The organism is Sporosarcina sp. D27 (genome assembly GCF_000586555.1).
Classification (GTDB): domain Bacteria; phylum Bacillota; class Bacilli; order Bacillales_A; family Planococcaceae; genus Sporosarcina.
On the sequence record NZ_AZUC01000046.1, the window covers coordinates 188834 to 213567 of the forward strand.

Below are 24734 nucleotides of genomic sequence, written 5' to 3' on the forward strand. Positions count from 1 at the left end.
ATCCGAAACGTGTAAGAATCTGCTAAACTATTCAAAGTCCTATTATATATAGATTGGCAGGGGAATTCATTGAACGTACTCATTCAGCTGGGCTGGTTTTTCAAACAGCGCAAAAAACAGTATGCAATTGGTATTGCATCACTTGTACTTGTTTCTATTTTGCAGCTACTGCCGCCAAAAATCATCGGCTATATTGTCGATGATATTACGAAAGGAACGTTAACTGCCAACCAGCTGACGCAATGGCTCGTCATCCTTGCGGTTGCAGGAATTGTCATGTACGTTTTCCGCTACTTATGGCGCGTCATGATTTTCGGTTCGTCGATTGTACTTGCAAGGACGATCCGAAAGCAATTATTCGATCATTTTTTAAAGATGTCGCCCGCTTTTTATCAAAAACGTCGAGTGGGTAATTTAATGGCGCATGCCACCAATGATGTGAGCGCGGTTCAGCAAACTGCAGGCATGGGCGTGTTAACCCTATTCGATTCGATTTTAACAGGCGGGTCCGTTATCTTGACGATGGCATTGACGATTAACTGGAAATTGACGCTTATTGCACTTATTCCGATTCCACTCATGATCGTGTTAACAAGTTTTTATGGCAAATTACTACGTCGTCATTTCCGGACTGCTCAAGAAGCATTCTCCAGCATGAACGATAAGACACAAGAGAGCATCTCCGGTGTGAAAGTTATTAAAACGTTTGGACAGCAAAAAGAGGACATCGAAGATTTCAGACAATTATCCGATGAAGTAGTCGAGAAAAACATGCGGGTTGCACGTGTAGACGCTTTGTTTGACCCGACAATTGGTGCAATTTTTGCAGTTTCTACTATTATTTCGTTTATCTTCGGTGCTCGTTTTATCCTCGCTGGAGAAATGAGTGTAGGGGATATGGTTGCGTTCAGCACCTATCTCGGATTGTTAACATGGCCAATGCTTGCATTTGGATTTCTATTCAATATTGTGGAGCGAGGCAATGCTTCGTATACACGAATCCGTGAATTGCTGTCTGTCGATCCTGAAGTGGTCGATGTGAAAGGGGCACTTGATGAACGACCAAGAGGGGATCTTTCTGTCGACATTGATACCTTTACGTTCCCCGGAGATCCGAAGCCCGCACTTTCAGATGTCCACTTCACGTTGAGACAAGGAGAGACACTCGGAATTGTCGGGAAAACCGGGTCCGGAAAAACAGCAATTTTGAAACTGTTGCTACGGGAGTTTGACGACTATGAAGGTGTCATTTCATATGGCAAACATTCCATACAGCAGTACAAGCAGCAGCGGCTTCGTGAATCGATTGGGTATGTCCCGCAAGATCATTTCCTATTTTCGACGACACTGTCGGAAAATATCGCCTTTACGAATCCGACGGTTCCGACAGAAGAAATTCACAATGCCGCGCGACTTGCACATATCCATAATGACATAGAAGGTTTTGCAGAAGGATATCAAACGATTGTCGGGGAGCGGGGAGTGTCGTTATCCGGGGGACAAAAACAACGGATCTCGATTGCCCGTGCCTTACTCATGCAGCCAGAGCTACTCATTTTAGACGATTCTCTTTCGGCAGTGGATGCGAAGACTGAAGAAGCCATTCTTCGTTCACTGAAAGAAACGCGTAGTGGGGAAACGACGATCATTACATCACATCGGTTAAGCGCCATTCAACATGCACATCAAATTATTGTCATGGATGAAGGAGCAATTGCAGAATCCGGTACTCACGCAGAATTGATGGCATTAAACGGTAGATACAAAGAAATGTACGACTTGCAACAACTTGAAGCGTCTGTAGAACAAGGGGGTGAAGCGTAATGGCAGAAGTGAAACAGACAAAATTGTCTGCTCGAGGTCAATGGGAAGTATTCGTCCGACTTCTCAGGTACTTGAAGCCCCACAAAATATCGATTGCGATTGCGCTGCTTCTCCTTGCACTCGCGATTACAGGAAGCATCGTGAGTCCGCTGCTGATCCAATCATTCATCGACAACCATCTCGTGCCTTTAAATTTCAAGCGTTCGAGTGTCATCCAGCTACTCATTGCCTATATCATCATTCAATTGATGGTTGTTGTGATTTCCTATTTCCAGTCGCTTCGCTTTCAAAAAATCGCACTTAAGATTATTCAGCAGTTACGGGTCGATGCCTTTACTAAAGTGCAAGGACTCGGAATGCGCTATTTTGATAAGACACCGGCGGGTGCAATTGTTTCGCGTGTGACGAACGATACGGAAGCGATTAAGGAAATGTTCGTGAGTGTTGTCGTCACGTTCTTACAAGCGATTTTCGGAGTCATTGGCGTCTACATTGCACTGTTTTCACTAGATGCGAAACTGGCGCTGTATTCTATGGTGTTGTTACCATTATTCATTATTCTAATATCAGTCTATCGTCACTACAGTGCTGATTTTTATCAAGATATCCGAGAACGGCTTAGTCAATTAAACGGCAAGATATCCGAGTCACTCTCAGGAATGGGAATGATCCAAGCATTCCGCCAAGAAAAACGGCTAGCAGATGAATTCGAATCGATCAATGATGGGCACTATCGGGCCGGAATCCGGAATATCAAATTCGACAGTATTTTACTAGGACCGTTCATTGACTTGCTATATGCAGCAGCAGTCGTCTGTACGCTTGCATACTTCGGGTTCACGTCACTTTCAACGGCAGTCGACGTAGGGGTAATTTATGCATTTACAACATTGCTTAGCCGCCTGTTCCAACCCGTACAGCAAGTGATGAACCGGATGTCCATTTTCCAACAAGCGCTCGTTTCTGCATCGCGCGTTTTCACACTCATTGACGAACCGGACATGGAACCTGTTCAACAAGTGAAAAAGGATACAAAGATTACAAAAGGAACTATTAGCTTTGAAGGCATCACATTTAGCTATGATGGTAAAACGGATGTATTAAAAGACATTTCGTTTACCGCGAATGCCGGAGAGACCGTCGCACTCGTCGGACATACAGGCAGTGGGAAAAGTTCAATCATCAACTTACTTATGCGCTTCTATGAGTACGAGCAGGGTTCTATCACCATTGACGGGCGTTCCTTAAAGTCCTATCCAATGGAGGAATTGCGTAACAAAGTCGGGCTCGTCCTTCAAGATCCATTCATGTTTTACGGGGATGTGGAGAGTAACATCCGCCTTCATAATGAAGCGATGACGTCTGAAGAAGTCCGGGCAGCATCGGAGTTCATACAGGCGAATAAGTTCATTGAACAATTAGAAGGGGGATATACGCACAAAGTGATGGAACGCGGAGCTACATTGTCAAGTGGACAGAGACAGCTCATTGCATTTGCACGCACAATGGCAGTGGACCCGAAAGTTCTTGTGCTCGATGAAGCGACCGCCAATATTGATACTGAAACTGAAATCGCAATCCAAGCTAGTCTTCAAAAAATGAGAAAAGGGCGGACGACGATTGCCATTGCACACCGACTTAGTACGATTCAAGATGCAGAACTGATTTTAGTATTGCATAAGGGGGAGATTGCTGAACGAGGAACCCATCAGCAACTTCTCAGCATGAAGGGACTCTATTATAAGATGTATCAGTTACAGAATGGTCAGACGGCCTAATATCCTAGCTCAAAAGACGATACCATGAACAGCTTCTATGCAAAATTAAAGCAATTAGATATAGGGAGTACCTTCCGTCTTTTTCGATGTCTTAGTCGACAACCAGTAAATAAGACTCAAGGTACTTCCTTTTTGCAGTTTCATCGTACAACCATAATTTTTAAAAAATCTATTCGAGGCTACTTCCTTGACCAATCATCACTTGAGTAGTAAATTGATGATATAGGAGGTTCCTAATACATGAAAAAAAATACTCGTGGTTCACTTATTTGGTTAAGGTTGGTGCGATTCACACATCAAAGCAATTTGCTATCAAATGAATTTTTGAAGCAGTTTGATTTAACAACTGCTCAATTTGATGTGATGATTCAAATTTCAACTTATGGACCCTTAACACAAAGAGAACTTGCAGAAAAAGTAACGGTAACGCAAGGTGGAATTTCTCGCATGCTAGCACGCCTTGAAAAAGAACAATTAATCCACCGTAAACAGGAATGGAAGACGAAAACCATTTCTTTGACGTCCAAAGGGCAAGAGAAACTAGACCTTGCATTTGAGGCACAGCTCGCATTTCAATCTTCTTTCTTTGAGGACTGCTTAACAGAGAAAGAACAGAAAACACTACTCAATCTTATATCTCGTGTTCAAAAAAACGGGGAACAAAAAATTCAAAAGAACCAATGAATTTTTTTATTCCATCACTTGACTAGTTAACTGAAGGAGGAAGGAAGAGAATGTATACCATTCCAGGACATCACCATTTGTCGATGATTACAAAAAGTGCTACACAAAACAATATGTTTTTCAGGAAAATCTTAGGACTACGTCGGGTTAAAATGACCGTCAATCAAGATGACCCGTCCATGTATCATCTGTTTTATGGGGACAAGACAGGTAGCCCAGGAACTGAATTATCTTTTTTTGAAATGCCGTTTGCGGGTCGCACTTACCGGGGCACAAATGCGATTACACAAATCGGATTGCTCGTCCCTTCTGAAGAAAGTTTAAACTATTGGAAACAGCGATTTGAAAAGTATGATGTTCGCCATGGTGAACTAACAACGTATGCTCATCGTCCTGCTTTGCACTTTGAAGATTCGGAAGGATTACGCATGGTTCTGCTTGCTTCTACCAATGAAAAGTTAGTGCACTGGAAAGCATGGGAAGAATCAGAGGTACCTATAGAACATCAGATTCAAGGAATGGGTTCAGTAGAAATAACAGTCCGTCGTTTGGACAAACTCGCAAGTACCTTAACTGATGTATTTGGCTATACAGAGGTATCACGAACGGAGGATGTAGCCATCTTTCAATCAGTAAGCGGAGAAGTTTTTGGAGAAATCGTAGTGAAACTTTTAGATGGTCCTACTGAAAAACCGGGCAGAGGAAGTATTCATCATTTAGCCATCCGTGTAAAAGACCAAAAGGAATTAGCCTTTTGGGAAGAAAAAGTACGTTCACGAGGATTCCATTCTTCTGGGATTATCGATCGTTTTTATTTTCAAAGCTTGTATTTCCGAGAGTCGAATGGAATTCTATTCGAAATTGCGACAGATGGTCCTGGATTTACAATCGATTCTGATATTGCAACGCTCGGTTTAAAATTGGATTTACCACCATTTTTAGAAAGTCAACGGGACGAAATTGAAGCAAATTTAAAACCATTGGAGGATAAATAAATGAAGAAATATAGAATAGATGCATCAAAAGGAATGGAATTCGGATTATATTCATTGGGTGATCATATCCTCAATCCCTTGACAGGTAGCCGCATCTCAGCTCAGCAACGGATACAGGAACTTGTCGAGGTAAGTCAATTAGCAGAACAGGCAGGTATTGACGTGTTCGGTGTAGGGGAAAGTCATCAGAAGTACTTTGCATCACAGGCTCATACGGTGATTTTAGGAGCGATTGCACAAGCTACTCAGAAAATAAAAATCACCAGTTCTGCTACTGTGCTCAGTGTCTTAGATCCTGTACGAGTATACGAAGATTTTTCTACAATCGACTTACTGTCTGACGGTCGTGCTGAAATTGTTGCAGGACGCGGTTCGCGAGTGGGTGCCTATCAATTATTAGGGGTTGACTTGCAAGATTACGAGGAAATATTTGAAGAAAAGTTAGAACTTCTTAAACAGATTAATGAACAAGAACGCATCACTTGGCAAGGAAATTACCGGGCACCTCTACAAAACGCAGAAATTCTTCCACAACCTAAAGACGGATCCCTTCCAATTTGGCGGGCCGTCGGAGGACCACCTGCAAGTGCCATTAAAGCAGGGCATATGGGGATTCCAATGATGCTCACTACATTAGGTGGCCCTGCAATGAATTTCAAACATTCTGTAGATGTATACAGACAGGCAGCAGAAAATAATGGATTTGATGCACAGAGCTTACCAATTGGAACAACAAGCTTATTCTATGTAGCAGATACGAACAACGAAGCCTTACAAGGTATGTATCCACACCTTAATAGTGGATTCCAGGCAATTCGAGGATCCGGTTATCCAAAACAACAATTTGCTCAGTCAATAGATTATCGTGATGCACTGATGGTTGGAAGTAAAGAACTAATTATCGAAAAGTTGCTATACCAACACGAACTTTACGGAATGCAACGATTTATGGCACAACTTGACTTTGGTGGTGTACCATTCGACAAAATCATGAAAAATATCGAAATGATCGGAAATGACATTATCCCAGCAATTAAGAAACACACTAGAGAAAAAGGAGAATGACGTCATGAAAATAGTAATAATTTCCGGATCGATTGTAGGCACAAAAACAAAAACAGCCATGCTGAAAACTGAAGAAATTTTCCTACAGAAATACCCGGAACACGATGTACAACTATTGGATTTAGCTGACTACCAAATAGAATATAGTGATGGTCGTAACTATATTGATTACGAAGGAGACACCAAATACGTAACTGAAACAATCATGAATGCGGATGCACTGATTATTGGTACGCCAGTATTTCAAGCGTCTATTCCTGCGACACTTAAAAATATTTTTGATTTACTTCCTATTCATGCATTCCGTGACAAGGTGGCTAGTGTTGTCGTCACTGCAGGTACAGCAAAACATTATTTAATGGTTGAGCAACAACTAAAACCAATTTTGTCTTATATGAAAGCACAAATTGTGCCAACCTATGTTTTTATTGAAGAACAAGATTTCTTGCGTAAAGAAATTAGTAACGATGATATTATTTTTCGTTTAAATCGCTTGGCAGAAGATACAGTAACAACCTTTGATGCATTTGAAGCAATTCGAATAAAAAAAGACGAAGCCTATGGTTTTTAGTTTTTAATATACGAGGTGAAGACGAGATGGAATTTCAAGAATTACTCAAGGTGCGTCGTTCAGCTAACAACTTTTTACCAAATGTCACCATCACTGAGGAAGATCTAATGCCTATTTTCAGCGATGTTAAGCTTGCTCCATCCGCTTTTAACTTACAACATACAGAATATATAGTCGTTACAGACAACGAACTAAAAGAAAAAGTACGAGAAGCCGCTTTTGGGCAATACAAGGTACACAGTTCATCTGCCGTTATAATTGCCATCGCGGATCGTTACGCTTACAAGTGCACAGAAAGCCTCCATCAAGGAATGGTCGACCTTGGAATGATGACCGAGTTTGAGTTAAGAAACACAATCGAAGATAATTTTACATTTTATGAAGGGCGAGGAGAACAGTTTATGAAAGAAGAAGCCATTCGAAATGCGTCTCTTTCCTCTATGCTCTTCATGCTCTCAGCAAAAAATCATGGTTGGGACACTTGCCCGATGATTGGGTACAATGATGAACAACTGCGAAAACTATTAGAAATTCCTGACACGCATGAAATTGTGTTAATGATGACCATCGGAAAAGAAAAGGAACAGTCGAGAAGATTGCGCGGCTATCGAAAACCTGTTGGTGAATTTGTGAAATTCATGTAAAGATAAACGTTAGCTTTGAAGCTTGCAGTAAAACAGCGAGTCTAACCGAGTAGTTAGACGGATTATTATACACTGAACGATGGCATTAAAAATAATACACAAATAATATCAAGTGATAAAAGAATTTACGAATATGCGAAAAATGCAATGCAAACCGAATGACTGGTTTGCATTGCATTTTTCATATAGAAACTGGCTAGTATAGAAATTGATAGTTTCCTCGACTGGTAACCAGCAACATTTACTTATGACTTCAGTATTAACTACTATCACTAATAGGAAGTTCAAGAATCGTTTTTTACTTCTGAAAGTGTTGCAAGCTTGTGAATTCCTCATAGCCAAAACATAGAAACAAAATTATGCTCTGAGAGACACACTGATTGGAATGTGTCATAAACTGTTCACAGACAAAATGTACGTATTCGTAGACGCATTCTGATACGATGGATAGGAAAAAGAAAAAACTTAAAGGGGGAAAGTTCCTTGGCAACAGATGTGAACGTATTCCTTGCATTCGGCGCGGGATTTTTAAGTTTTGTCTCCCCGTGTGTTTTGCCGCTTTACCCAGCATTCATTTCCTATATTACGGGAATGTCGATTGAAGACTTGCGCTCAGATAAGAAACGAATGAGCCGCAACGGAATGTTACACACGCTATTTTTCCTTCTTGGATTTTCCATTGTCTTTATATTCCTTGGATTCGGATCTTCTTTTATCGGTCGTTTCTTTATCGAGTACATGGATCTTCTTCGGCAAATCGGCGCCATTTTCATCGTATTATTCGGTTTAATGGTAGTTGGGATATTCACACCCAAGTTTTTAATGCAAGAACACAAGCTGCAATTTAAAAATCGTCCATCCGGTTACCTAGGTTCTGCACTCATCGGGCTTGCATTTTCAGCAGGATGGCAACCATGTATGGGGCCGATCATTGGAGCCATTATTGGTCTTGCCGCTTCTAACCCTGGTTCGAGTATGCTGTACATGATGACCTACGTCCTTGGATTCGCGATTCCGTTTTTCGTTCTTTCATTCTTCGTGACACGTCTTGGATGGATCCGGAAACACAATCGTACGATTATGCGGATTGGTGGAGCCTTCATGATCGTCTTCGGTATCGTGTTATTCTTTGACGGCATGACGTACTTAATCAGCTTACTCAGTCCAATCTTTGGAGATTTCCAAGGTTTTTGACCATCAAGGAGGATTGAACAATGAACGAAGTTATGTCTTTTCAAGCATGGCGAGAACTTTTAACACAACAAGAAGCGATGCTATTATTCGTGAAAACGGATCATTGTTCTGTATGTGATGGGCTGTATCCACAAGTGGAAGTGCTTACTGAACAGTATCCATTTCCGTTCTATTATGTAAATGTCGCAAAAGTGCCAGAAATGGCAGGGCAGCTTTCTCTGTTTACAGCACCTGTGGTATTGTTATTTAGGCAAGGAAAAGAAATGACTCGGTTTGCTCGTTTTGTTCCGATGGAGCAACTTCGCAACCGGTTGGAGGAACTGAAGGAGGCGCGCGGATGAGTCAACTCCAAGAACTGATAGATACGGTTTTTAATAACATCCCGTCCGTCTATTTAATCGTCGGCTCGACAGTTGTATTTTTCTTCATGGGGATTTTGGCGTTCTTTGTTCGGTCTAAAGCAGCTGAACGCCCGATTTCTCCGATTCGTATTGTGTTACCACCGTTATTCATGTCTTCTGGGATGCTCATGTTTTTGTTCACACAGTTCCAAGTACCGTGGAGTCAGGTAATCGAAGCAGCGGGAGTAGGGCTACTCTTTTCAACGATCTTGATCGCAACGACAAACTTCGAACACAAAAATGGTCAATTGTTCGTCAAGCGGTCAAAAGCATTCATCGTCATTTTGGCGAGTTTACTCGTCTTCCGTCTGGTCGCTAAACTGATCCTCAGTAGCTCAATCGACGTGGGGGAACTTGCCGGCATGTTCTTCATCTTAGCATTTTCGATGATTGTCCCATGGCGCATCGGCATGCTCATCAAATACAATAACCTGAAAAAAAGAGAGAGACTCACGGTCAAATGACCAGGTCTCTCTCTTTTGGTGTTAAAAAAGATGCTCATATGGTGTCATGTCGACATCCATAGTCGTGAGCTTCTTGCGTAAAAATTTGTGGTCGCGTTTTGGAGTCGCTACGATATACCCTCGGATGATGTGATCAAATTCAATCGTCTTAGCACACTCATCCAATGCGATTTGTCCAATACGACCGGCAATCTTCTGCTTCGCTACCGGACGGAATAGTTCGGGAACTGGCTGAACGAGCTCATTCAATAACCCCTTCGCTTCCTTATTCCATAGGTGAAGCGAACGATCCACGTAGTACTCTTCCCAGTCCAATGTCGACTTGCCATCTTCCTTCGGGAACACTTTAAGGAACTTGCGGAACATGAAAAATCCACCTATCGCAAACAAACCGATTAAAACAATACACCAAAATACAATAAACCAGATAAACCAGCCTGGCATAATACGTTCACCTCTTTAAGACTCTCTATGCTATCAATTGTAACCGTAAACTTAAAAACTTTCACGAACATTGTATCCTTTTCTGCAAGTTTCGTCTATCTAGACTGTGAAAGGAGGGGAACGCACATGGCAGCAGCACTCGAATTTCAAACAGCAGTCGGTAAGATTTTCTACAATGCAGGCTCAACACCCGATGGACGTCTCATCCGCAAGTCAAAGACCTACCGTTTCGTCGAACAAAATGCAACACCGGCTAACTTACAGCTAGCACTAGCTTCACTTGGCCAACTGTCAGCTATGACCGTCATGTCTTATGAAAAAATCGTCACATCCGAAATCACAAACTAACTAACCGAAAAGGAGGAATTCACAAATGGCACTCACACTTCAACTCGTTTTCACGAAGTCAGATGGAAAGGATTTTGTCTTAACGGTCGATGAACCGCGACCAGGGATCACACCGACAGAAGTCCAAACCGCAATGGAGCAAATTATTGCTTCCGGTGTCTTTAAAAAAGACGGAGAGGTTCTCACGGCTGTGAAAAGCGCTCGAATTATCGATCGCTCAACGAACGATCTAATCAGCAGCAAATAATAAGACAAGAGTTGGTAAGCCGATCCCTCGTCAACTGACAGGGATCGGCTTTTAAAAACTTTACGACAGAACATTCTGGTGTTCACAGTACAAGGATGTACATCTAAAGGAGGCGAATGTGATGGAACAATTGTTGGAACAAACGATGGGGTTCATCCAAGAGGTGGGCTTTCCAGTTTTTGTTTCCTTCTATCTGCTCCACCGTCTAGAAGTGAAACTCGAAGCGATCCATGGGGCTCTTGTCACTCTAAAAGTGAAGTAAGCTTCACATAACCGACAAACAAACGCCAAACAACCTGAGAATCCGCGGTTGTTTGGCGTTTGTCTGTTCGATATGATAAGGTAAATGCATAGAGTTTGGGGGAAGAGTTATGAAGAAAAAAGTACTAGTTTTTGGCGTATTCATGATGGCACTTGTATTAAGTGCTTGTTCGGGTGGGTTTAAAGCAGATCATAATTATAGCATCGAACCCTTCGACTTTACGAACCAAAACAACGAGTCTGTCGCATTGGATGACTTAAAAGGTGAGATTTGGTTAGCACAGTTTGTCTTCACGACCTGCACGAGTGTCTGTCCACCTATGATGTCCAATATGTCGGAGCTCCAGGAGAAATTAATCGAGAAAGATATAAAAGACTACAAAATTGTTTCTTTCAGCGTAGATCCTGAAGTAGACACACCAGAAAAATTAGGTAAATACTTAGAAGGTTTCAGTGTTCCAGATCCATCAAAGTGGGAGATGCTCACTGGATACACAATGGCAGACATCAACGATCTCGCAGTAAAATCATTTAAAATGCCAGTCATCGACGATCCGAACACTGACCAAGTCGTTCACGGTTCCAGATTCGGACTGGTCAATAAGGAAGGCAAGGTCGTCAAATTGTATCCTGGATACGAGGACGTTCCATTCGATACCATTGTGTCGGATATGAAAGCCCTAAGCAAAGAAGACTAATCGGCAGAGAGAGGAGAGGGACGAGTGAAGAAAAAGAAAAAGAAACGCAGCTTATCAGCGAAAGGCAAGATTGTCATGATTGCGTTGCTCATTCCCGTTTCAGTCGTCCTGTTCACCTTGACTGCGATTATCTGGACAAGTCTCCGGCACCCTGAAGTCATAAAAAAATCCGCCAGCACGTTGATGGATTTGTCAGATCGACATGGTGGGTTGACCATTCCAGATGAGTATATCCCCATTTATAAAGCAGCAGCAGAAGAGTATGACGTTCCGTGGACACTACTTGCTGCACATCACCGGGTCGAAACGCGTTTTTCCACTATGAAAACAATGGTTTCCCCGACAGGTGCAGAAGGGCATATGCAATTCATGCCGTGTACGTTTGTGGGATGGAGCTATCCTGGTTGTAAAGACTTAGGAAAAGGAAATATCCCAGAAGAGGATAAAACCAACCCTGATATTATTGCAAAATATGGAGGTTATGGGGTAGATGGAAATGGTGATGGAATTGCCGACCCTTACAACTTGGAAGATGCTATCTTTAGCGCCGCTAACTACCTAGCACAAAGTGGAGCGGCAGACGGACATATCGAGAAAGCGATTTTCCACTACAATCATAGCGATAAATATGTAGAAGACGTACTTTGGTTTTTTGATGAATACGAAGCGCAACAAACTCAAAAATAAAAGGACTCCGCAAATTGCGGAGTCCTTTTTGTTATGCTGCTTTTCGCATGGCTTTCATAATCAGACTTACGATGAAGACTAGGATGACTGCACCGATAATCGCTGGAACGAGATAGAAATCTGAGACTTTTGGTCCCCAAGAACCAAGTAGCATTCCGCCAACCCATGCCCCTACGATACCTGCAATTATATTACCAATAATTCCGCCTGGGATATCTTTCCCTAAAATAAGGCCGGCAAGCCAACCTATAATTCCGCCGATGATTAAGAACCAAATGAAACTCATTTGAAATCCTCTCCTTTTTGTTAATATAGTATGTCTGTTCTAGTAAGTATAATAACCGTAAATGACCTACTTGAAACATATTAGCGAAAAATGTTCATACTCATTGATTGGATTTTGCAAAAATTTATCGAATAATGGTGGCACCCAGCGTGTTTTCAAAATGACGCAATGCCCAGTCATGTCCAGCTGTGTCAAAACTTGCAACACCTTGTTCATGAATTACCGTGGTAAATCCTTTGTTATATGCATCTACAGAAGTATGCAAAATACAAATATCGGTACAGACGCCGACTAGGTGGATTTCTTGAATGCCACGAGCCCGCAACCAAATTTCAAGTTCTGTTCCTGCGAATGCACTGTAACGGGTTTTATCCATCCAGTGGATCGAATTTCGGTTATCTTCGTAGAGTTGTTTTAATGATCCAAACGGTTCTCTCCCAGCAGTTCCTCGTATGTTATGTGGAGGGAATAGACGTGATTCCGGGTGATACGAATCATTTTCGTCATGAACGTCCACTGCAAAGACAACAGATTCACCTTGGTTGATAAACTTCTTAGTCAGTTGCTCGATATACTCTTCTAGTGCAATTCCGGGTGCTCCACACGTCAACGCTCCATCTTCTGCTACGAAATCTTCAGTGTAGTCAATAACCAGTAATGCTTTCTTCACATCTAGCACATCCTCTACATATTCTGATTCCATTATGCACATTCCGGAAAAAATATGCATCTTTTCGTATGTCGAGATATCTATCGTGTTTCCTTATGGATTACTATAAATTTAATGTAATTTACTTATAGACTTTGCTGATATATGATGGAGTAGAGAAAAGATGCTTATTTATAGAGCCTTTTCAGTACGTAAAGGAGGAATTTAGCAATGACAAAGAGCAATTTTCATAACAGCCGCTCCTCGTTTGATCTGAACGGTAAAAAGTATAACTACTACCGCATAGGAGCGATTGAAGACGCGGGTATTGCAAAGGTCTCAAGATTGCCTTACTCGATCAAAGTACTGTTAGAATCTGTCCTGCGCCAACACGACGGATATGTCATCCAAGACAATCATGTAAACAACCTGGCAAAATGGGGCAAGGATGCTGATGCGGATGCAGAAGTACCATTCAAACCATCACGCGTTATCTTGCAAGACTTCACTGGTGTACCAGTTGTTGTCGATTTGGCATCACTTCGTTCTGCAATGGCAGAAATGGGTGGAGATCCAGATAAGATCAACCCCGAAATTCCTGTAGACCTCGTTATTGACCACTCGGTTCAAGTTGACAGCTACGGAACAACAGATGCATTGCAGAAAAACATGGAACTCGAATTTGAACGTAATGCTGAGCGTTACCAGTTCTTGAGCTGGGCACAAAAAGCATACGACAACTATCGTGCGGTTCCACCAGCAACTGGTATCGTTCACCAAGTTAACCTTGAGTACTTGGCGAGCGTGGTCCATGAGATTGAAAACGAAGATGGATCATTCGAAACGTATCCAGATACGTTAGTCGGAACAGACTCACACACAACGATGATCAACGGAATCGGCGTACTCGGATGGGGCGTTGGCGGAATTGAAGCTGAAGCAGGTATGCTTGGACAGCCTTCTTACTTCCCAATTCCACAAGTTATCGGGGTGAAGTTGACGGGTGAACTTCCAAACGGAACAACTGCAACAGACCTCGCACTAAAAGTGACGCAAACATTGCGTGCACATGGTGTAGTTGGTAAGTTCGTTGAGTTCTTCGGACCGGGTGTTCCACAATTGCCACTTGCTGACCGCGCGACAATCGCAAACATGGCTCCAGAATATGGCGCAACATGTGGTTTCTTCCCAGTTGACGAAGAGTCACTCAACTATATGAAACTAACTGGCCGTGACGCAGAACATATCGATGTCGTGAAAAAGTACTTGCAAGAAAACGACATGTTCTTCACTACGGACAAAGAAGATCCAATCTACACAGAAGTCATCGAAATCGATTTGACTGAAGTAGAAGCGAACCTTGCTGGACCTAAACGTCCACAAGACATGATTCCTCTTTCTGACATGAAGCGTGAATTCAACGATGCGGTTGTAGCACCTGAAGGCAACCAAGGATTCGGACTAACGCCGAAAGAAATGAAGAAGAGTGGCACAATCGAGTTCGCAAATGGTACGAAAATGGAGATGAAAACGGGAGATCTAGCGATTGCAGCGATCACTTCATGTACGAATACATCGAATCCATACGTAATGCTCGGTGCAGGACTTGTCGCTCAAAAAGCGGTTGAACTTGGCTTAACACCACCTGCATACGTGAAAACTTCACTCGCACCAGGTTCGAAAGTTGTTACAGGTTACCTACAAGACTCTGGTCTTGATAAGTACCTCGACCAAATCGGATTCAACACAGTTGGATACGGATGTACAACATGTATCGGTAACTCTGGTCCATTGCTTCCAGAAATCGAGAAGACGATTGGCGAAAACGACTTGCTCGTTTCATCCGTTCTCTCGGGTAACCGTAACTTTGAAGGACGAATCCATCCTTACGTGAAAGCAAACTACTTAGCTTCACCGCCATTAGTTGTTGCGTATGCACTTGCTGGAACAGTGGATATCGACTTCAAAAAAGATCCAATCGGTAAATCTAAAGACGGTAAAGATGTATTCTTCAAAGACATCTGGCCTTCAACAGAAGAAGTAAAAGCAATGATCGAAAAAACGGTCACTCCTGAACTCTTCCGTAAAGAATATGCACGCGTATTCTCTGAAAACGAAGCGTGGAATGCAATCGAAACAACTGACGATGCATTGTATGATTTCGATGAGAACTCAACATATATTCAAAACCCACCATTCTTCGAGGGTCTTTCAAAAGAGCCAGAAGATATCAGTGCGTTGAATGACTTGCGCGTTGTTGGTAAATTTGGCGACTCGATTACGACGGACCACATTTCACCAGCTGGAGCAATCGGTAAAGATACACCTGCAGGCCTCTACCTACGTGCAAACGGCGTAGAGCCACGTTTCTTCAACTCATATGGTTCACGTCGTGGTAACCATGAAGTAATGATGCGTGGTACGTTTGCAAATATCCGCATCCGTAACCAAATCGCAAAAGGTACAGAAGGTGGCTACACAACTTACTGGCCAAACAAAGAAATCATGCCAATCTATGACGCTTGCATGAAGTACCAACAAGACGGTACAGGACTTGCAGTCATTGCTGGTAAAGACTACGGAATGGGTTCTTCACGTGACTGGGCAGCGAAAGGGACATCTCTTCTCGGTATTAAGACAGTCATCGCAGAAAGCTACGAGCGGATTCACCGTTCAAACCTTGTGATGATGGGTGTGCTTCCACTTCAGTTCGTTAACGGACAAAGTGCAGCATCTCTTGGATTAACAGGAGAAGAAGCAATCAGCGTCAACATCGCAGAAGGCGTTAAGCCACGCGACATCTTGAAAGTGACTGCTACTGCTGCAGATGGCACTGTAACGGAATTCGATGCGCTCGCGCGTTTCGATTCAGAAGTCGAAATCGACTACTACCGTCACGGCGGCATTCTTCAAATGGTACTTCGCGACAAGATGAAAGGTTAATCCTAATCGACATCTCCCCCTTACTGATTCAGTTCAGTAAGGGGGTTTTTTGAATCTTGATGCCTGATTTTTTTGTCGGACTTTTGTATACTTGGCTATGTAGAAGAGGTGACGTTAAATGTTTGTCAGTGAAAAGGAAATTGAAATTCGATATGCAGAGACCGACCAAATGGGTGTCGTCTATCATGCAAATTATTTAGTTTGGATGGAAATCGGACGAACTCAGCTCATCGAGGATCTCGGGTTCACGTATGCTGGATTCGAAGAAGACGGATATGTATCGCCCGTCACAGATCTATCCATCAAGTACAAGGCAGCGATGCGGTATGGCGGGACAGCCACTGTCCGTACATGGATTGAATCCCATGGGAAGTTGCGCACCACATATGGCTACGAGATCTTGCATGCAGATGGCACGGTGGCGGCGACCGCGACCTCGGAACACGTAGTTGTACGAAAAGACACGTTCCGACCTGTTTCGCTACGGAAAATAGATCCCGTGTGGGACGCAAAGTATGTCGAAATCGCAAAAAGAGTCGATTGATTGAAGAAAAAGGCTTCCTGGAATGCTCAGGAAGCCTTTTTGTATGGGGATGTGGGGGGAGGGAAGCGGAAAGTGATCATAACGATGCGATTCCGCTCATAAACCCCGGAATGTGATCATAACTCTGGGATTCTGCTCATAAATCTCAGAATGTGATCATAACCCCGGAATTCCGCTCATAAATCCCGGAATGTGATCATAACTCCGCCATTCCGCTCATAAACCCAGGAAAGTGATCATAACCCAGGAATTCTGCTCATAAACCCCGGAATGTGATCATAACTCTGGGATTCTGCTCATAAATCTCAGAATGTGATCATAACCCAGGAATTCCGCTCATAAATCCCGAAAAGTGATCATAACTCCACGATCCCGCTCATAAATCCCGGAAAGTGATCATAACTCCACGATTCTGCTCATAAATCTCAAATTGTGATCATACCACCCATAAATCAAATCACTCCCAATCACAACCACAAAAAAACACCTCACAGTCCTAATTGAGGTGTTAAAAAAGTAACAAATGCCGTAGATAAGCCATCAAGAACATATGTACGAGCTATTAAAATATGTTATACTTAATGATGTACTAGAATAGCACGAGCTCATAGGCGGTTCGCAGATCTGCAATCCCAATTTCCTGAAAGAAACGTATCAGGAACGGGAGGAGGTGATGCGTATGACACCTTTTGAAGCACTGAGTCTCATGATCGGCTTTGGAAGTCTGATCGTGGCCATTCTTGCTTTGTCATATACTTTTTCAAGAAAAAAGTAAACCGCCCATGAGCCTCCAAGCAATGGAGCGGTTTACTTCGCACTATGCGATTCGCCTTTGAAGCGAACGCTATTCTATTACAAGGCCGAGAAGATCATCACATCTTCTTGGTCTTTTTACAATATCCATTTTTCAAGACTATTATACCAAAAGAAGAATTGTCTGTCTAGTTAGGCGAAACAACGAGTCATTCATTTCACTTACTCCGACTTCACATAGTCGTACTGCAATTCTCCAAGATCTTCATTCACACCAACCTGGAGATCATGCCCGTCAAAGTACCACAGATCACGAGTTTCGATATAGTAGCGGACATCATTCAAAATAGTTTCTACAGCCACTTCATCCGGTTGTTCACGGATAACACCTAATGAAAATCCTTCATGCAGCGGGCTACTACCGCCGTACCTTGCGAAAAATCGTATGGAATCCCCAGCTTCAACGTCCATTTCTTCATCAAACCATTGAGTTGCTTCGTTTGAAATGCGTATATTCATATTTGAAAACCCGCCTTCCTAGGATGCCTTAAATTATATTACAACCAATTCACTTTTGGCTCGGTTCCTGCTTTGATCCGTGCGATATTTGCCCTGTGGCGGTAGAAGATGAACACGCCCATTAAGACAATCACTAGCTCCAAATAGATATCGCCTGTAATGAAATAATAAATAATCCCGTAAATTGCACCCATCACTGCGACAATCATCGACGTGAGCGAGACCATCTTCGTAATTTTCAACGCAAGCAAGAAAGTGAGTATGGCCAATACAAATATCGGCCAACTGTAACCAAGTAATACACCGCCTGAAGTTGCAACGGCTTTACCGCCTTTAAACTTCGCAAAAACAGGGTACATATGACCAATCACAGCTACGACACCCACGATTAACGAGTGAACGTGTGTATCGGCAAAATAGGGTAGAGATACTAGCAATACAGCAGCTGTTCCCTTTAAAATATCAAACACAGTAACAGCGATTCCGGCTTTTTTGCCAAGAACACGAAATGTATTAGTCGCTCCCATATTTCCGCTGCCGTGTTCTCGGATATCTGTTTTATAAAACAGTTTTCCAATCCATAGCGCAGATGGGATAGAGCCGATTAAATATGCGAGTACCAGTAATAAAATGATTTCCATGACATGCCCCTTCGTGAAAAATTATGTATCTCTTTCATTTTAGCAGAACCGGTACTGAACGACAATTGCGGATAAATCTGATGAGGCCAGTCATTGCAATAAAAGGCTTTCTTCTATACAATTATTTAAGCAAAGCGCTGACGTGTCTCATTGACATGATAAAAATAGCGACGTATCATTAGATAAATAAGAACATTTGTTTGATGGAGGTTTCATCTTGACGAAACAAAAAGAATTGAATGTGTATAATGATGATTCAATCCAAGTGCTTGAAGGCTTGGAAGCAGTACGCAAACGACCGGGTATGTATATCGGTTCGACGGATGCAAGAGGATTGCATCACCTCGTATTTGAAATCGTAGATAATGCGGTGGATGAAGCACTAAGTGGATTCGGATCTGAAATAAACGTCACGATCCACTCTGATAACAGCATTAGCGTACGAGATTATGGACGAGGCATGCCAACAGGAACCCATAAAACAGGGAAACCTACAACAGAAATCATATTGACTGTCTTACACGCTGGCGGTAAGTTCGGCCAAGGTGGCTATAAAACGAGTGGCGGGCTTCACGGTGTTGGTGCTTCTGTCGTAAATGCGCTTTCTGAATGGCTGGATGTCATTATTCACCGAGATGGGCAGATTTTCAAACAACGCTTCGAACACGGTGGAAAACCCGCGACAGGTCTTGAAGTCATCGGGAAAACGAAGGAAACCGGTACGATGATTCACTTCAAACCAGATCCGACGATTTTTTCAACGACTAAATATCAATATGATATTCTCGCAGAACGGTTGCGAGAGTCCGCATTCCTGTTAAAAGGTTTGAAGATTGTCTTAACAGAAGAAAGTACGGAAAAAACCGAGACGTTTCATTATGAAACAGGCATTAAAGCCTTCGTTTCGTACTTGAATGAAGAAAAAGACACGCTTCACGAAGTCGCTTATCTTGAAGGCGAGACCGATGGCCTTGAAGTGGAGTTTGCGTTCCAATTTAACGATGGCTATTCAGAGACCATCCTTTCGTTTGTTAACAACGTCCGGACAAAAGATGGCGGCACGCACGAAACCGGAGCGAAAACGGCCATGACCCGTGTATTCAATGAATATGCGAGGAAAACGGGTTTATTGAAAGAAAAAGACAAAAATTTGGATGGCTCTGATATCCGAGAAGGAATCGCAGCCATCGTTTCTGTGCGGATTCCTGAAGAAATCTTGCAGTTTGAAGGCCAAACAAAGGGCAAGCTCGGAACTAGTGAAGCACGAACTGTCACCGATGCTGTCATCTCACAGCATTTGCTGTATTTCTTAGAAGAAAACGCGGAATTGAGCGCGAACCTAATCCGCAAAGCCGTACGTGCACATCAGGCGCGTGAGGCCGCTCGTAAAGCGCGGGAAGACGCGCGTTCAGGTAAGAAGCGGAAGAAAGGCGACACACTCCTTTCCGGCAAGCTGACGCCTGCACAATCTAGAAATGCGAAAAAGAACGAACTGTACCTTGTCGAGGGTGATTCTGCTGGCGGTTCTGCTAAGCAAGGGCGCGACCGGACATTCCAAGCGATCTTGCCATTACGTGGTAAGGTCATCAACACGGAAAAAGCGAAGCTCGAAGATATTATGAAAAACGAAGAGATCAATACGATTATCCATGCTATCGGTGCGGGTGTTGGTGCAGACTTCACGATTGAAGACGCTGCTTACGACAAAGTCATCATCATGACCGATGCAGATACTGATGGTGCGCACATCCAAGTGCTCTTATTGACATTCTTTTACCGCTACATGAAACCGCTAATTGAGGCGGGTAAAGTATTCATTGCCTTACCGCCGCTTTATAAAGTGTCTAAAGGAATCGGTAAAAAAGAGAAAGTTGAGTATGCGTGGACAGAACGCGAACTAGGCGCTGCAACGAACAAGATCGGCAAAGGCTATATGCTTCAGCGTTATAAGGGTCTAGGAGAGATGAACGCAGGACAGTTATGGGATACGACCATGAATCCTGATACACGGACACTCATCCGAGTTACGATTGAAGATGGAGCCCAGTCAGAGCGAAGAGTCACGACGTTAATGGGCGACAAAGTCGAACCACGCCGTCGTTGGATCGAGAGCAATGTAGACTTCAGCTTGGAAGAAGGAAGCACTATATTGGAAAACGAATTCCTGCATGTTGAGGAGGAAGTGGAATGACAGCAACAGAACGCTTTCAGGACCTCCCATTAGAGGAAGTCATCGGTGACCGTTTTGGTCGATACAGTAAATATATTATTCAAGATCGCGCATTACCGGATGCAAGGGACGGGTTAAAGCCTGTCCAACGACGTATTTTGTATGCGATGTATAACGAAGGCAATACAAGCGAAAAGGCGTTCCGTAAATCTGCAAAAACAGTTGGTAACGTAATCGGTAACTACCATCCACATGGCGATACCTCCGTTTATGAAGCAATGGTAAGGATGAGTCAGGACTGGAAACTACGACATTTGATGGTTGAAATGCACGGAAATAACGGTTCAGTCGACGGCGATTCTGCAGCTGCAATGCGTTATACAGAAGCGCGACTGTCTTCGATCGCGGGGGAAATGCTGCGAGACCTCAACAAAGAGACCGTAGATTTCATCCCAAACTTTGACGATACAGAACCGGAACCAACCGTTCTCCCAGCTCGTTTCCCGAACTTGCTCGTCAATGGGTCAACAGGAATTTCTGCTGGATATGCAACAGACATCCCACCTCATGCGCTCCATGAAGCGATTGATGCGGTACTCATGAGGATGGATCATCCTGAAGCTACAGTGGATGAACTGATGACAGTCCTAAAGGGGCCTGATTTCCCTACTGGCGGGATCATCCAGGGTACAGATGGTATTAAAGCGGCATACGAAACGGGAAGAGGACGTGTAATTGTCCGCTCTAAATCAGAAATTGAGCAGTTAAAAGCTGGGAAATCTCAAATCGTAATAAGTGAAATACCATATGACGTCAACAAAGCAAATCTTGTGAAAAAGATGGACGAGCTACGTGTTGATCGGAAATTAGACGGTATTGCAGAAGTGCGTGACGAATCAGATCGTACAGGATTGCGAATCGTAGTCGAGTTGAAAAAAGATATCGATGGCGAGCCAATTTTACGTTATTTATTGAAAAATACGGACTTACAGGTTGCGTATAATTTTAATATGGTCGCTATTTCAGATAGACGTCCTAAACTGATGTCACTTCCGATGTTATTGGATGCGTATATTGAGCATCAGAAAGAAGTGGTCACTCGACGGTCTCAGTTCGATGTGAGAAAAGCTCAAGATCGTCTACATATCGTAGAAGGTCTGATGAAAGCTCTATCTATTTTGGATGAAGTCATTCAGACAATCCGTAGTTCCAATGATAAGCGCGATGCGAAAAACAACTTGATCAGCAAATTTGAATTCTCGGAGATCCAAGCAGAAGCGATTGTTTCATTACAGTTATATCGCCTGACGAATACGGATATCACTGAGTTGAAACAAGAGCAAGATGCTTTGCGTAAACTTATCGAGGAGCTCAACGCGATTCTCACAAGCCCAGCTAAGCTATCACGCGTTATTCAAAAAGAATTACATGCTGTGCGTAAGCAATTTGCGGAACCACGTAATTCTATAATTGAAGAGAAGATTGAGGAATTGAAAGTCGATCTTGATATTCTGATTCCAAGTGAGGAAGTCGTCGTATCGGTCACAAAAGAAGGCTATGTGAAGCGCACAGGGTTGCGTTCCTATGGGGCATCTAATGGGACTGGGATGACGATGAAGGAATCCGACTATCCTGTTCTCGAGCGTACGATGAATACGCAACATCACTTGTTGCTGTTTACCTCACTCGGGAATTACATTTATCAGCCGGTTCATGAACTTCCTGATATTAAGTGGCGTGATCTTGGACAGCACATTTCAAGTATTGTGTCCTTGGAGCCGAGCGAGTCGATTGTGGCGGCGATCGGATTAGAACAATTCGATGACGTTCACTCTATATTGACAGTCACAGCTAACGGTTTTGTGAAGCTATCCCAACTTGCGGACTTCCAAGTACAACGTTATGGACGTGCCTATAAAGGGATGAATGTTAAAAAAGGTGACCGATTACTTGATGCACGACTCGTCAAAGGTAGTGAAGATGCCGTCCTAGTAACACATCAGGCATACATTTTACGATTCCCACTCAGTGATGTCGCTACGACTGGCGTCCGAACTGCAGGTGTGAAAGGTATTAACTTAAAAACGGAAGACTATATTGTTTCCATGCAAGTCATTACAGACAGTTCAGCATCAATTGTAGTCGCAACACAGCGGGGTACCGTGAAACGCACAGCATTAAAAGAAATTGAAGTTGGTTCACGTGCTCAACGTGGATTAATGATTTTAAAGGAACTGAAAAAGAATCCATATCGAGTAATCGGTGCTAAGATCACAGGATCCACCGAAAAACTCATTCTTACAACAGTCAAAGATGTCAAAACCGAAATCGATCCAAGCAGCCTGAGATTGTCAGATCGCCAATCAAATGGAAGCGCCGTATCGGATGAGTCGAAAAACGGTCTAGCGAGTCGGTTGTACTACGAACCAACCGCAAAAACTGATAAACCCACATCCAAATAACAATTTTTTGATGAAAAGCACACGAGACTCTTAAAATTCTCGTGTGCTTTTTGAGTTTCTAGCGTATAATAATTCGGAAAGCGAATTATCGAGAGAGAAAGTAGGAGGGTGTATGTGGAAAAATCGCAATGTTTGGATCATTCTTTCCGGTGAATTGATAGCTGGTATTGGTCTTTGGACCGGCATCATCGGAAATTTGGAGTTTATGCAAGAAAAAATCCCTTCAGACTTCGTGAAGGCCATGATTCTATCAGTCGGACTTTTGGCGGGAATATTGGTAGGTCCCTTAGCAGGTAAAATCATTGATCAGCAAGCTAAAAAGCGCATATTAGTTCTAGCAGGCGCTGGACGTCTCATTAGTGTCGTCTTCATGCTTATCGCAATTGCAACAGGCTCTGTGTGGTGGATGATTGCATTTGTTGTCAGCATTCAACTCGCAGCAACGTTTTACTTTCCGGCGTTACAAGCGGCCATTCCGCTCGTTGTGAAGGACGATGACCTGCTGACTATGAATGGGATGCACATGAACGTAGCGACCATTGCACGGGTCTCAGGGACTGCATTAGCAGGGGTTATCTTAGTCTACTGGTCGTTATCGTCACTATATTGGATTTCAATCGTTGCTTATGTCTTATTACTCATCTTCACATTCATGCTGCGCATTGATGAAGGGGAGGGGACAGAGGCTGTTGTTAAAACGGAAGGCGCTAAAGGCGGGTTCATGGAAGTCTTTCCAGTGCTAAAAGCGTATCCTGCAGTCGGTATGACGCTAGTGATGACATTGATTCCGTTATTATTTTTAGGCTCATTTAATTTAATTGTCATTAATATTAGTGAAATTCAAGATTCAGCATCCATAAAAGGACTGATTTACACGTGTGAAGGAATCGCATTCATGATCGGTTCATTTGCAGTAAAACGAATTGCATTGAAATGGCGAACTACGGTGATCTTATTTTTCTTTGCAAGTATGGTGGCCATTGCAGAATTTCTGTTATTCTTTGCGCAAAGCCAGTTAGCAACGTTAGCAGCATTTACAGTCCTTGGATTCAGTCTAGGATGTTTTTTCCCAACAGCTATGGTGATTTTCCAGAAACAGATGCCAAAAGCGTACCACGGGAGATTTTTCTCATTCCGGAATATGTTAGAGCGAGTCGTATTCCAAGTCGTTTTACTGGCGACCGGGGCGTTCCTGGACATTGTAGGGTTACAAGTGATGGTCATCGTATTTGGAGTGATCAGCATCAGTTTGACGACAGTATTTTTCTTGCAAATGAAACAACGTAAGATTCAGTTGGAAGAGCCAGTAGCTGCGGATGCAATCATTCCAGTGAAAAGCGTTTAAGTGCACGTAAACTAAATAGAAACTACAATAAAACGCGACTTTAGCAAAAAGAGTCGCGTTTTATAAATTCCTTAGAAATAACTCAATTTCGCTGCTTTATCTCACTATCCTAAGTAT

Annotated in this window: 26 protein-coding genes; 21 read left to right on the forward strand and 5 right to left on the reverse strand. The window is 43.0% G+C overall.

Annotated features, from left to right (window positions below; genetic code table 11):
* The first annotated feature begins 69 nt into the window (after positions 1-69).
* The 10 genes from N693_RS0109160 to N693_RS0109205 all read left to right on the forward strand — a co-directional run bounded on the left by N693_RS0109160 (position 70) and on the right by N693_RS0109205 (position 9620).
* Positions 70-1824: an ABC transporter ATP-binding protein gene (locus tag N693_RS0109160; protein ID WP_025784490.1), complete on the forward strand. Its 1755-nt coding sequence runs from the start codon at positions 70-72 to the stop codon at positions 1822-1824.
* A complete protein-coding gene (locus tag N693_RS0109165; RefSeq protein WP_025784491.1) occupies positions 1824-3602 on the forward strand; it encodes an ABC transporter ATP-binding protein in 1779 nt (592 codons plus the stop codon). The genes N693_RS0109160 and N693_RS0109165 overlap by 1 nt, the downstream gene beginning before the upstream one ends.
* Before the next feature lie 240 nt (positions 3603-3842).
* Positions 3843-4286 carry a MarR family winged helix-turn-helix transcriptional regulator gene (locus N693_RS0109170; RefSeq protein ID WP_025784492.1) on the forward strand — a complete coding sequence of 148 codons (444 nt, stop codon included), beginning with the start codon at positions 3843-3845 and terminating at the stop codon, positions 4284-4286.
* Between the two features lie 50 nt (positions 4287-4336).
* Positions 4337-5281, forward strand: a complete 945-nt coding sequence (locus N693_RS0109175; RefSeq protein WP_025784493.1) for a ring-cleaving dioxygenase — start codon at positions 4337-4339, stop codon at positions 5279-5281.
* The gene (locus N693_RS0109180; protein ID WP_025784494.1) at positions 5282-6346 is read left to right on the forward strand and encodes an LLM class flavin-dependent oxidoreductase; all 1065 of its coding nucleotides are present in this window, start codon (positions 5282-5284) and stop codon (positions 6344-6346) included.
* 4 nt (positions 6347-6350) lie between these two features.
* Positions 6351-6917 (forward strand): NADPH-dependent FMN reductase, encoded by a 567-nt coding sequence (locus N693_RS0109185; RefSeq protein WP_025784495.1) that lies wholly within the window; start codon positions 6351-6353, stop codon positions 6915-6917.
* Between the two features lie 26 nt (positions 6918-6943).
* Positions 6944-7561 carry a nitroreductase family protein gene (locus N693_RS0109190; RefSeq protein ID WP_025784496.1) on the forward strand — a complete coding sequence of 206 codons (618 nt, stop codon included), beginning with the start codon at positions 6944-6946 and terminating at the stop codon, positions 7559-7561.
* A gap of 483 nt (positions 7562-8044) precedes the next feature.
* The gene (locus tag N693_RS0109195; protein ID WP_025784497.1) at positions 8045-8755 is read left to right on the forward strand and encodes a cytochrome c biogenesis CcdA family protein; all 711 of its coding nucleotides are present in this window, start codon (positions 8045-8047) and stop codon (positions 8753-8755) included.
* Positions 8756-8775: 20 nt separating this feature from the next.
* On the forward strand, positions 8776-9096 hold the full coding sequence (locus N693_RS0109200) for a thioredoxin family protein (protein ID WP_025784498.1): 321 nt from the start codon (positions 8776-8778) through the stop codon (positions 9094-9096).
* Complete coding sequence (locus tag N693_RS0109205; RefSeq protein ID WP_025784499.1) at positions 9093-9620, forward strand: CcdC family protein; 528 nt, start codon at positions 9093-9095, stop codon at positions 9618-9620. Before N693_RS0109200 ends, N693_RS0109205 begins: the two co-directional genes overlap by 4 nt.
* 21 nt (positions 9621-9641) lie before the next feature.
* Here the strand turns inward: N693_RS0109205 and N693_RS0109210 are convergent, their stop codons facing one another.
* Complete coding sequence (locus N693_RS0109210) at positions 9642-10064, reverse strand: DUF2621 domain-containing protein (RefSeq protein WP_037593015.1); 423 nt, start codon at positions 10062-10064, stop codon at positions 9642-9644.
* Positions 10065-10190: 126 nt separating this feature from the next.
* Between N693_RS0109210 and N693_RS0109215 the strand changes: the two genes are divergently transcribed.
* The 5 genes from N693_RS0109215 (at position 10191) to N693_RS0109235 (ending at position 12305) form a co-directional block, all read left to right on the forward strand.
* On the forward strand, positions 10191-10412 hold the full coding sequence (locus N693_RS0109215) for a hypothetical protein (RefSeq protein ID WP_025784501.1): 222 nt from the start codon (positions 10191-10193) through the stop codon (positions 10410-10412).
* A 25-nt stretch (positions 10413-10437) separates the two neighbouring features.
* Positions 10438-10659: a DUF2922 domain-containing protein gene (locus tag N693_RS0109220; RefSeq protein WP_025784502.1), complete on the forward strand. Its 222-nt coding sequence runs from the start codon at positions 10438-10440 to the stop codon at positions 10657-10659.
* A gap of 121 nt (positions 10660-10780) precedes the next feature.
* Positions 10781-10921, forward strand: coding sequence for a YvrJ family protein (locus N693_RS19965; RefSeq protein WP_369795222.1), 141 nt, complete (start codon positions 10781-10783; stop codon positions 10919-10921).
* Positions 10922-11030: 109 nt separating this feature from the next.
* Entirely contained in the window at positions 11031-11618 is a 588-nt protein-coding gene (locus N693_RS0109230) for an SCO family protein (RefSeq protein WP_025784503.1), read from the forward strand.
* A 24-nt stretch (positions 11619-11642) separates the two neighbouring features.
* The gene (locus N693_RS0109235; protein ID WP_025784504.1) at positions 11643-12305 is read left to right on the forward strand and encodes a lytic transglycosylase domain-containing protein; all 663 of its coding nucleotides are present in this window, start codon (positions 11643-11645) and stop codon (positions 12303-12305) included.
* Positions 12306-12336: 31 nt separating this feature from the next.
* On the opposite strand, the gene N693_RS0109240 is transcribed toward N693_RS0109235, so the two are convergent.
* Together N693_RS0109240 and N693_RS0109245 are read right to left on the reverse strand one after the other, a co-directional pair.
* Positions 12337-12591, reverse strand: coding sequence for a GlsB/YeaQ/YmgE family stress response membrane protein (locus tag N693_RS0109240; RefSeq protein WP_025784505.1), 255 nt, complete (start codon positions 12589-12591; stop codon positions 12337-12339).
* Positions 12592-12715: 124 nt separating this feature from the next.
* Positions 12716-13261 carry a cysteine hydrolase family protein gene (locus N693_RS0109245; protein ID WP_025784506.1) on the reverse strand — a complete coding sequence of 182 codons (546 nt, stop codon included), beginning with the start codon at positions 13259-13261 and terminating at the stop codon, positions 12716-12718.
* Between the two features lie 210 nt (positions 13262-13471).
* Here N693_RS0109245 and acnA point away from each other — a divergent pair, with 210 nt between their 5' ends.
* The 3 genes from acnA to N693_RS20585 all read left to right on the forward strand — a co-directional run bounded on the left by acnA (position 13472) and on the right by N693_RS20585 (position 17502).
* Positions 13472-16183: an aconitate hydratase AcnA gene (acnA, locus tag N693_RS0109250; protein ID WP_025784507.1), complete on the forward strand. Its 2712-nt coding sequence runs from the start codon at positions 13472-13474 to the stop codon at positions 16181-16183.
* Positions 16184-16301: 118 nt separating this feature from the next.
* Positions 16302-16727, forward strand: a complete 426-nt coding sequence (locus tag N693_RS0109255; protein ID WP_025784508.1) for a thioesterase family protein — start codon at positions 16302-16304, stop codon at positions 16725-16727.
* 679 nt (positions 16728-17406) lie between these two features.
* Positions 17407-17502 carry a putative holin-like toxin gene (locus N693_RS20585; RefSeq protein ID WP_231567266.1) on the forward strand — a complete coding sequence of 32 codons (96 nt, stop codon included), beginning with the start codon at positions 17407-17409 and terminating at the stop codon, positions 17500-17502.
* Between the two features lie 200 nt (positions 17503-17702).
* Here the strand turns inward: N693_RS20585 and N693_RS0109265 are convergent, their stop codons facing one another.
* Together N693_RS0109265 and plsY are read right to left on the reverse strand one after the other, a co-directional pair.
* The gene (locus tag N693_RS0109265) at positions 17703-17999 is read right to left on the reverse strand and encodes a HesB/YadR/YfhF family protein (protein ID WP_025784509.1); all 297 of its coding nucleotides are present in this window, start codon (positions 17997-17999) and stop codon (positions 17703-17705) included.
* A gap of 38 nt (positions 18000-18037) precedes the next feature.
* Positions 18038-18640, reverse strand: a complete 603-nt coding sequence (gene plsY / locus N693_RS0109270) for a glycerol-3-phosphate 1-O-acyltransferase PlsY (RefSeq protein ID WP_025784510.1) — start codon at positions 18638-18640, stop codon at positions 18038-18040.
* A 217-nt stretch (positions 18641-18857) separates the two neighbouring features.
* On the opposite strand from plsY, the gene parE reads away from it, so the two are divergent.
* The 3 genes from parE (at position 18858) to N693_RS0109285 (ending at position 24617) form a co-directional block, all read left to right on the forward strand.
* Positions 18858-20831 (forward strand): DNA topoisomerase IV subunit B, encoded by a 1974-nt coding sequence (gene parE / locus N693_RS0109275; protein ID WP_025784511.1) that lies wholly within the window; start codon positions 18858-18860, stop codon positions 20829-20831.
* Positions 20828-23272 (forward strand): DNA topoisomerase IV subunit A, encoded by a 2445-nt coding sequence (gene parC / locus N693_RS0109280; protein ID WP_025784512.1) that lies wholly within the window; start codon positions 20828-20830, stop codon positions 23270-23272. Before parE ends, parC begins: the two co-directional genes overlap by 4 nt.
* A 112-nt stretch (positions 23273-23384) precedes the next feature.
* Positions 23385-24617: an MFS transporter gene (locus N693_RS0109285; RefSeq protein ID WP_025784513.1), complete on the forward strand. Its 1233-nt coding sequence runs from the start codon at positions 23385-23387 to the stop codon at positions 24615-24617.
* The last annotated feature ends 117 nt before the right edge of the window (positions 24618-24734 follow it).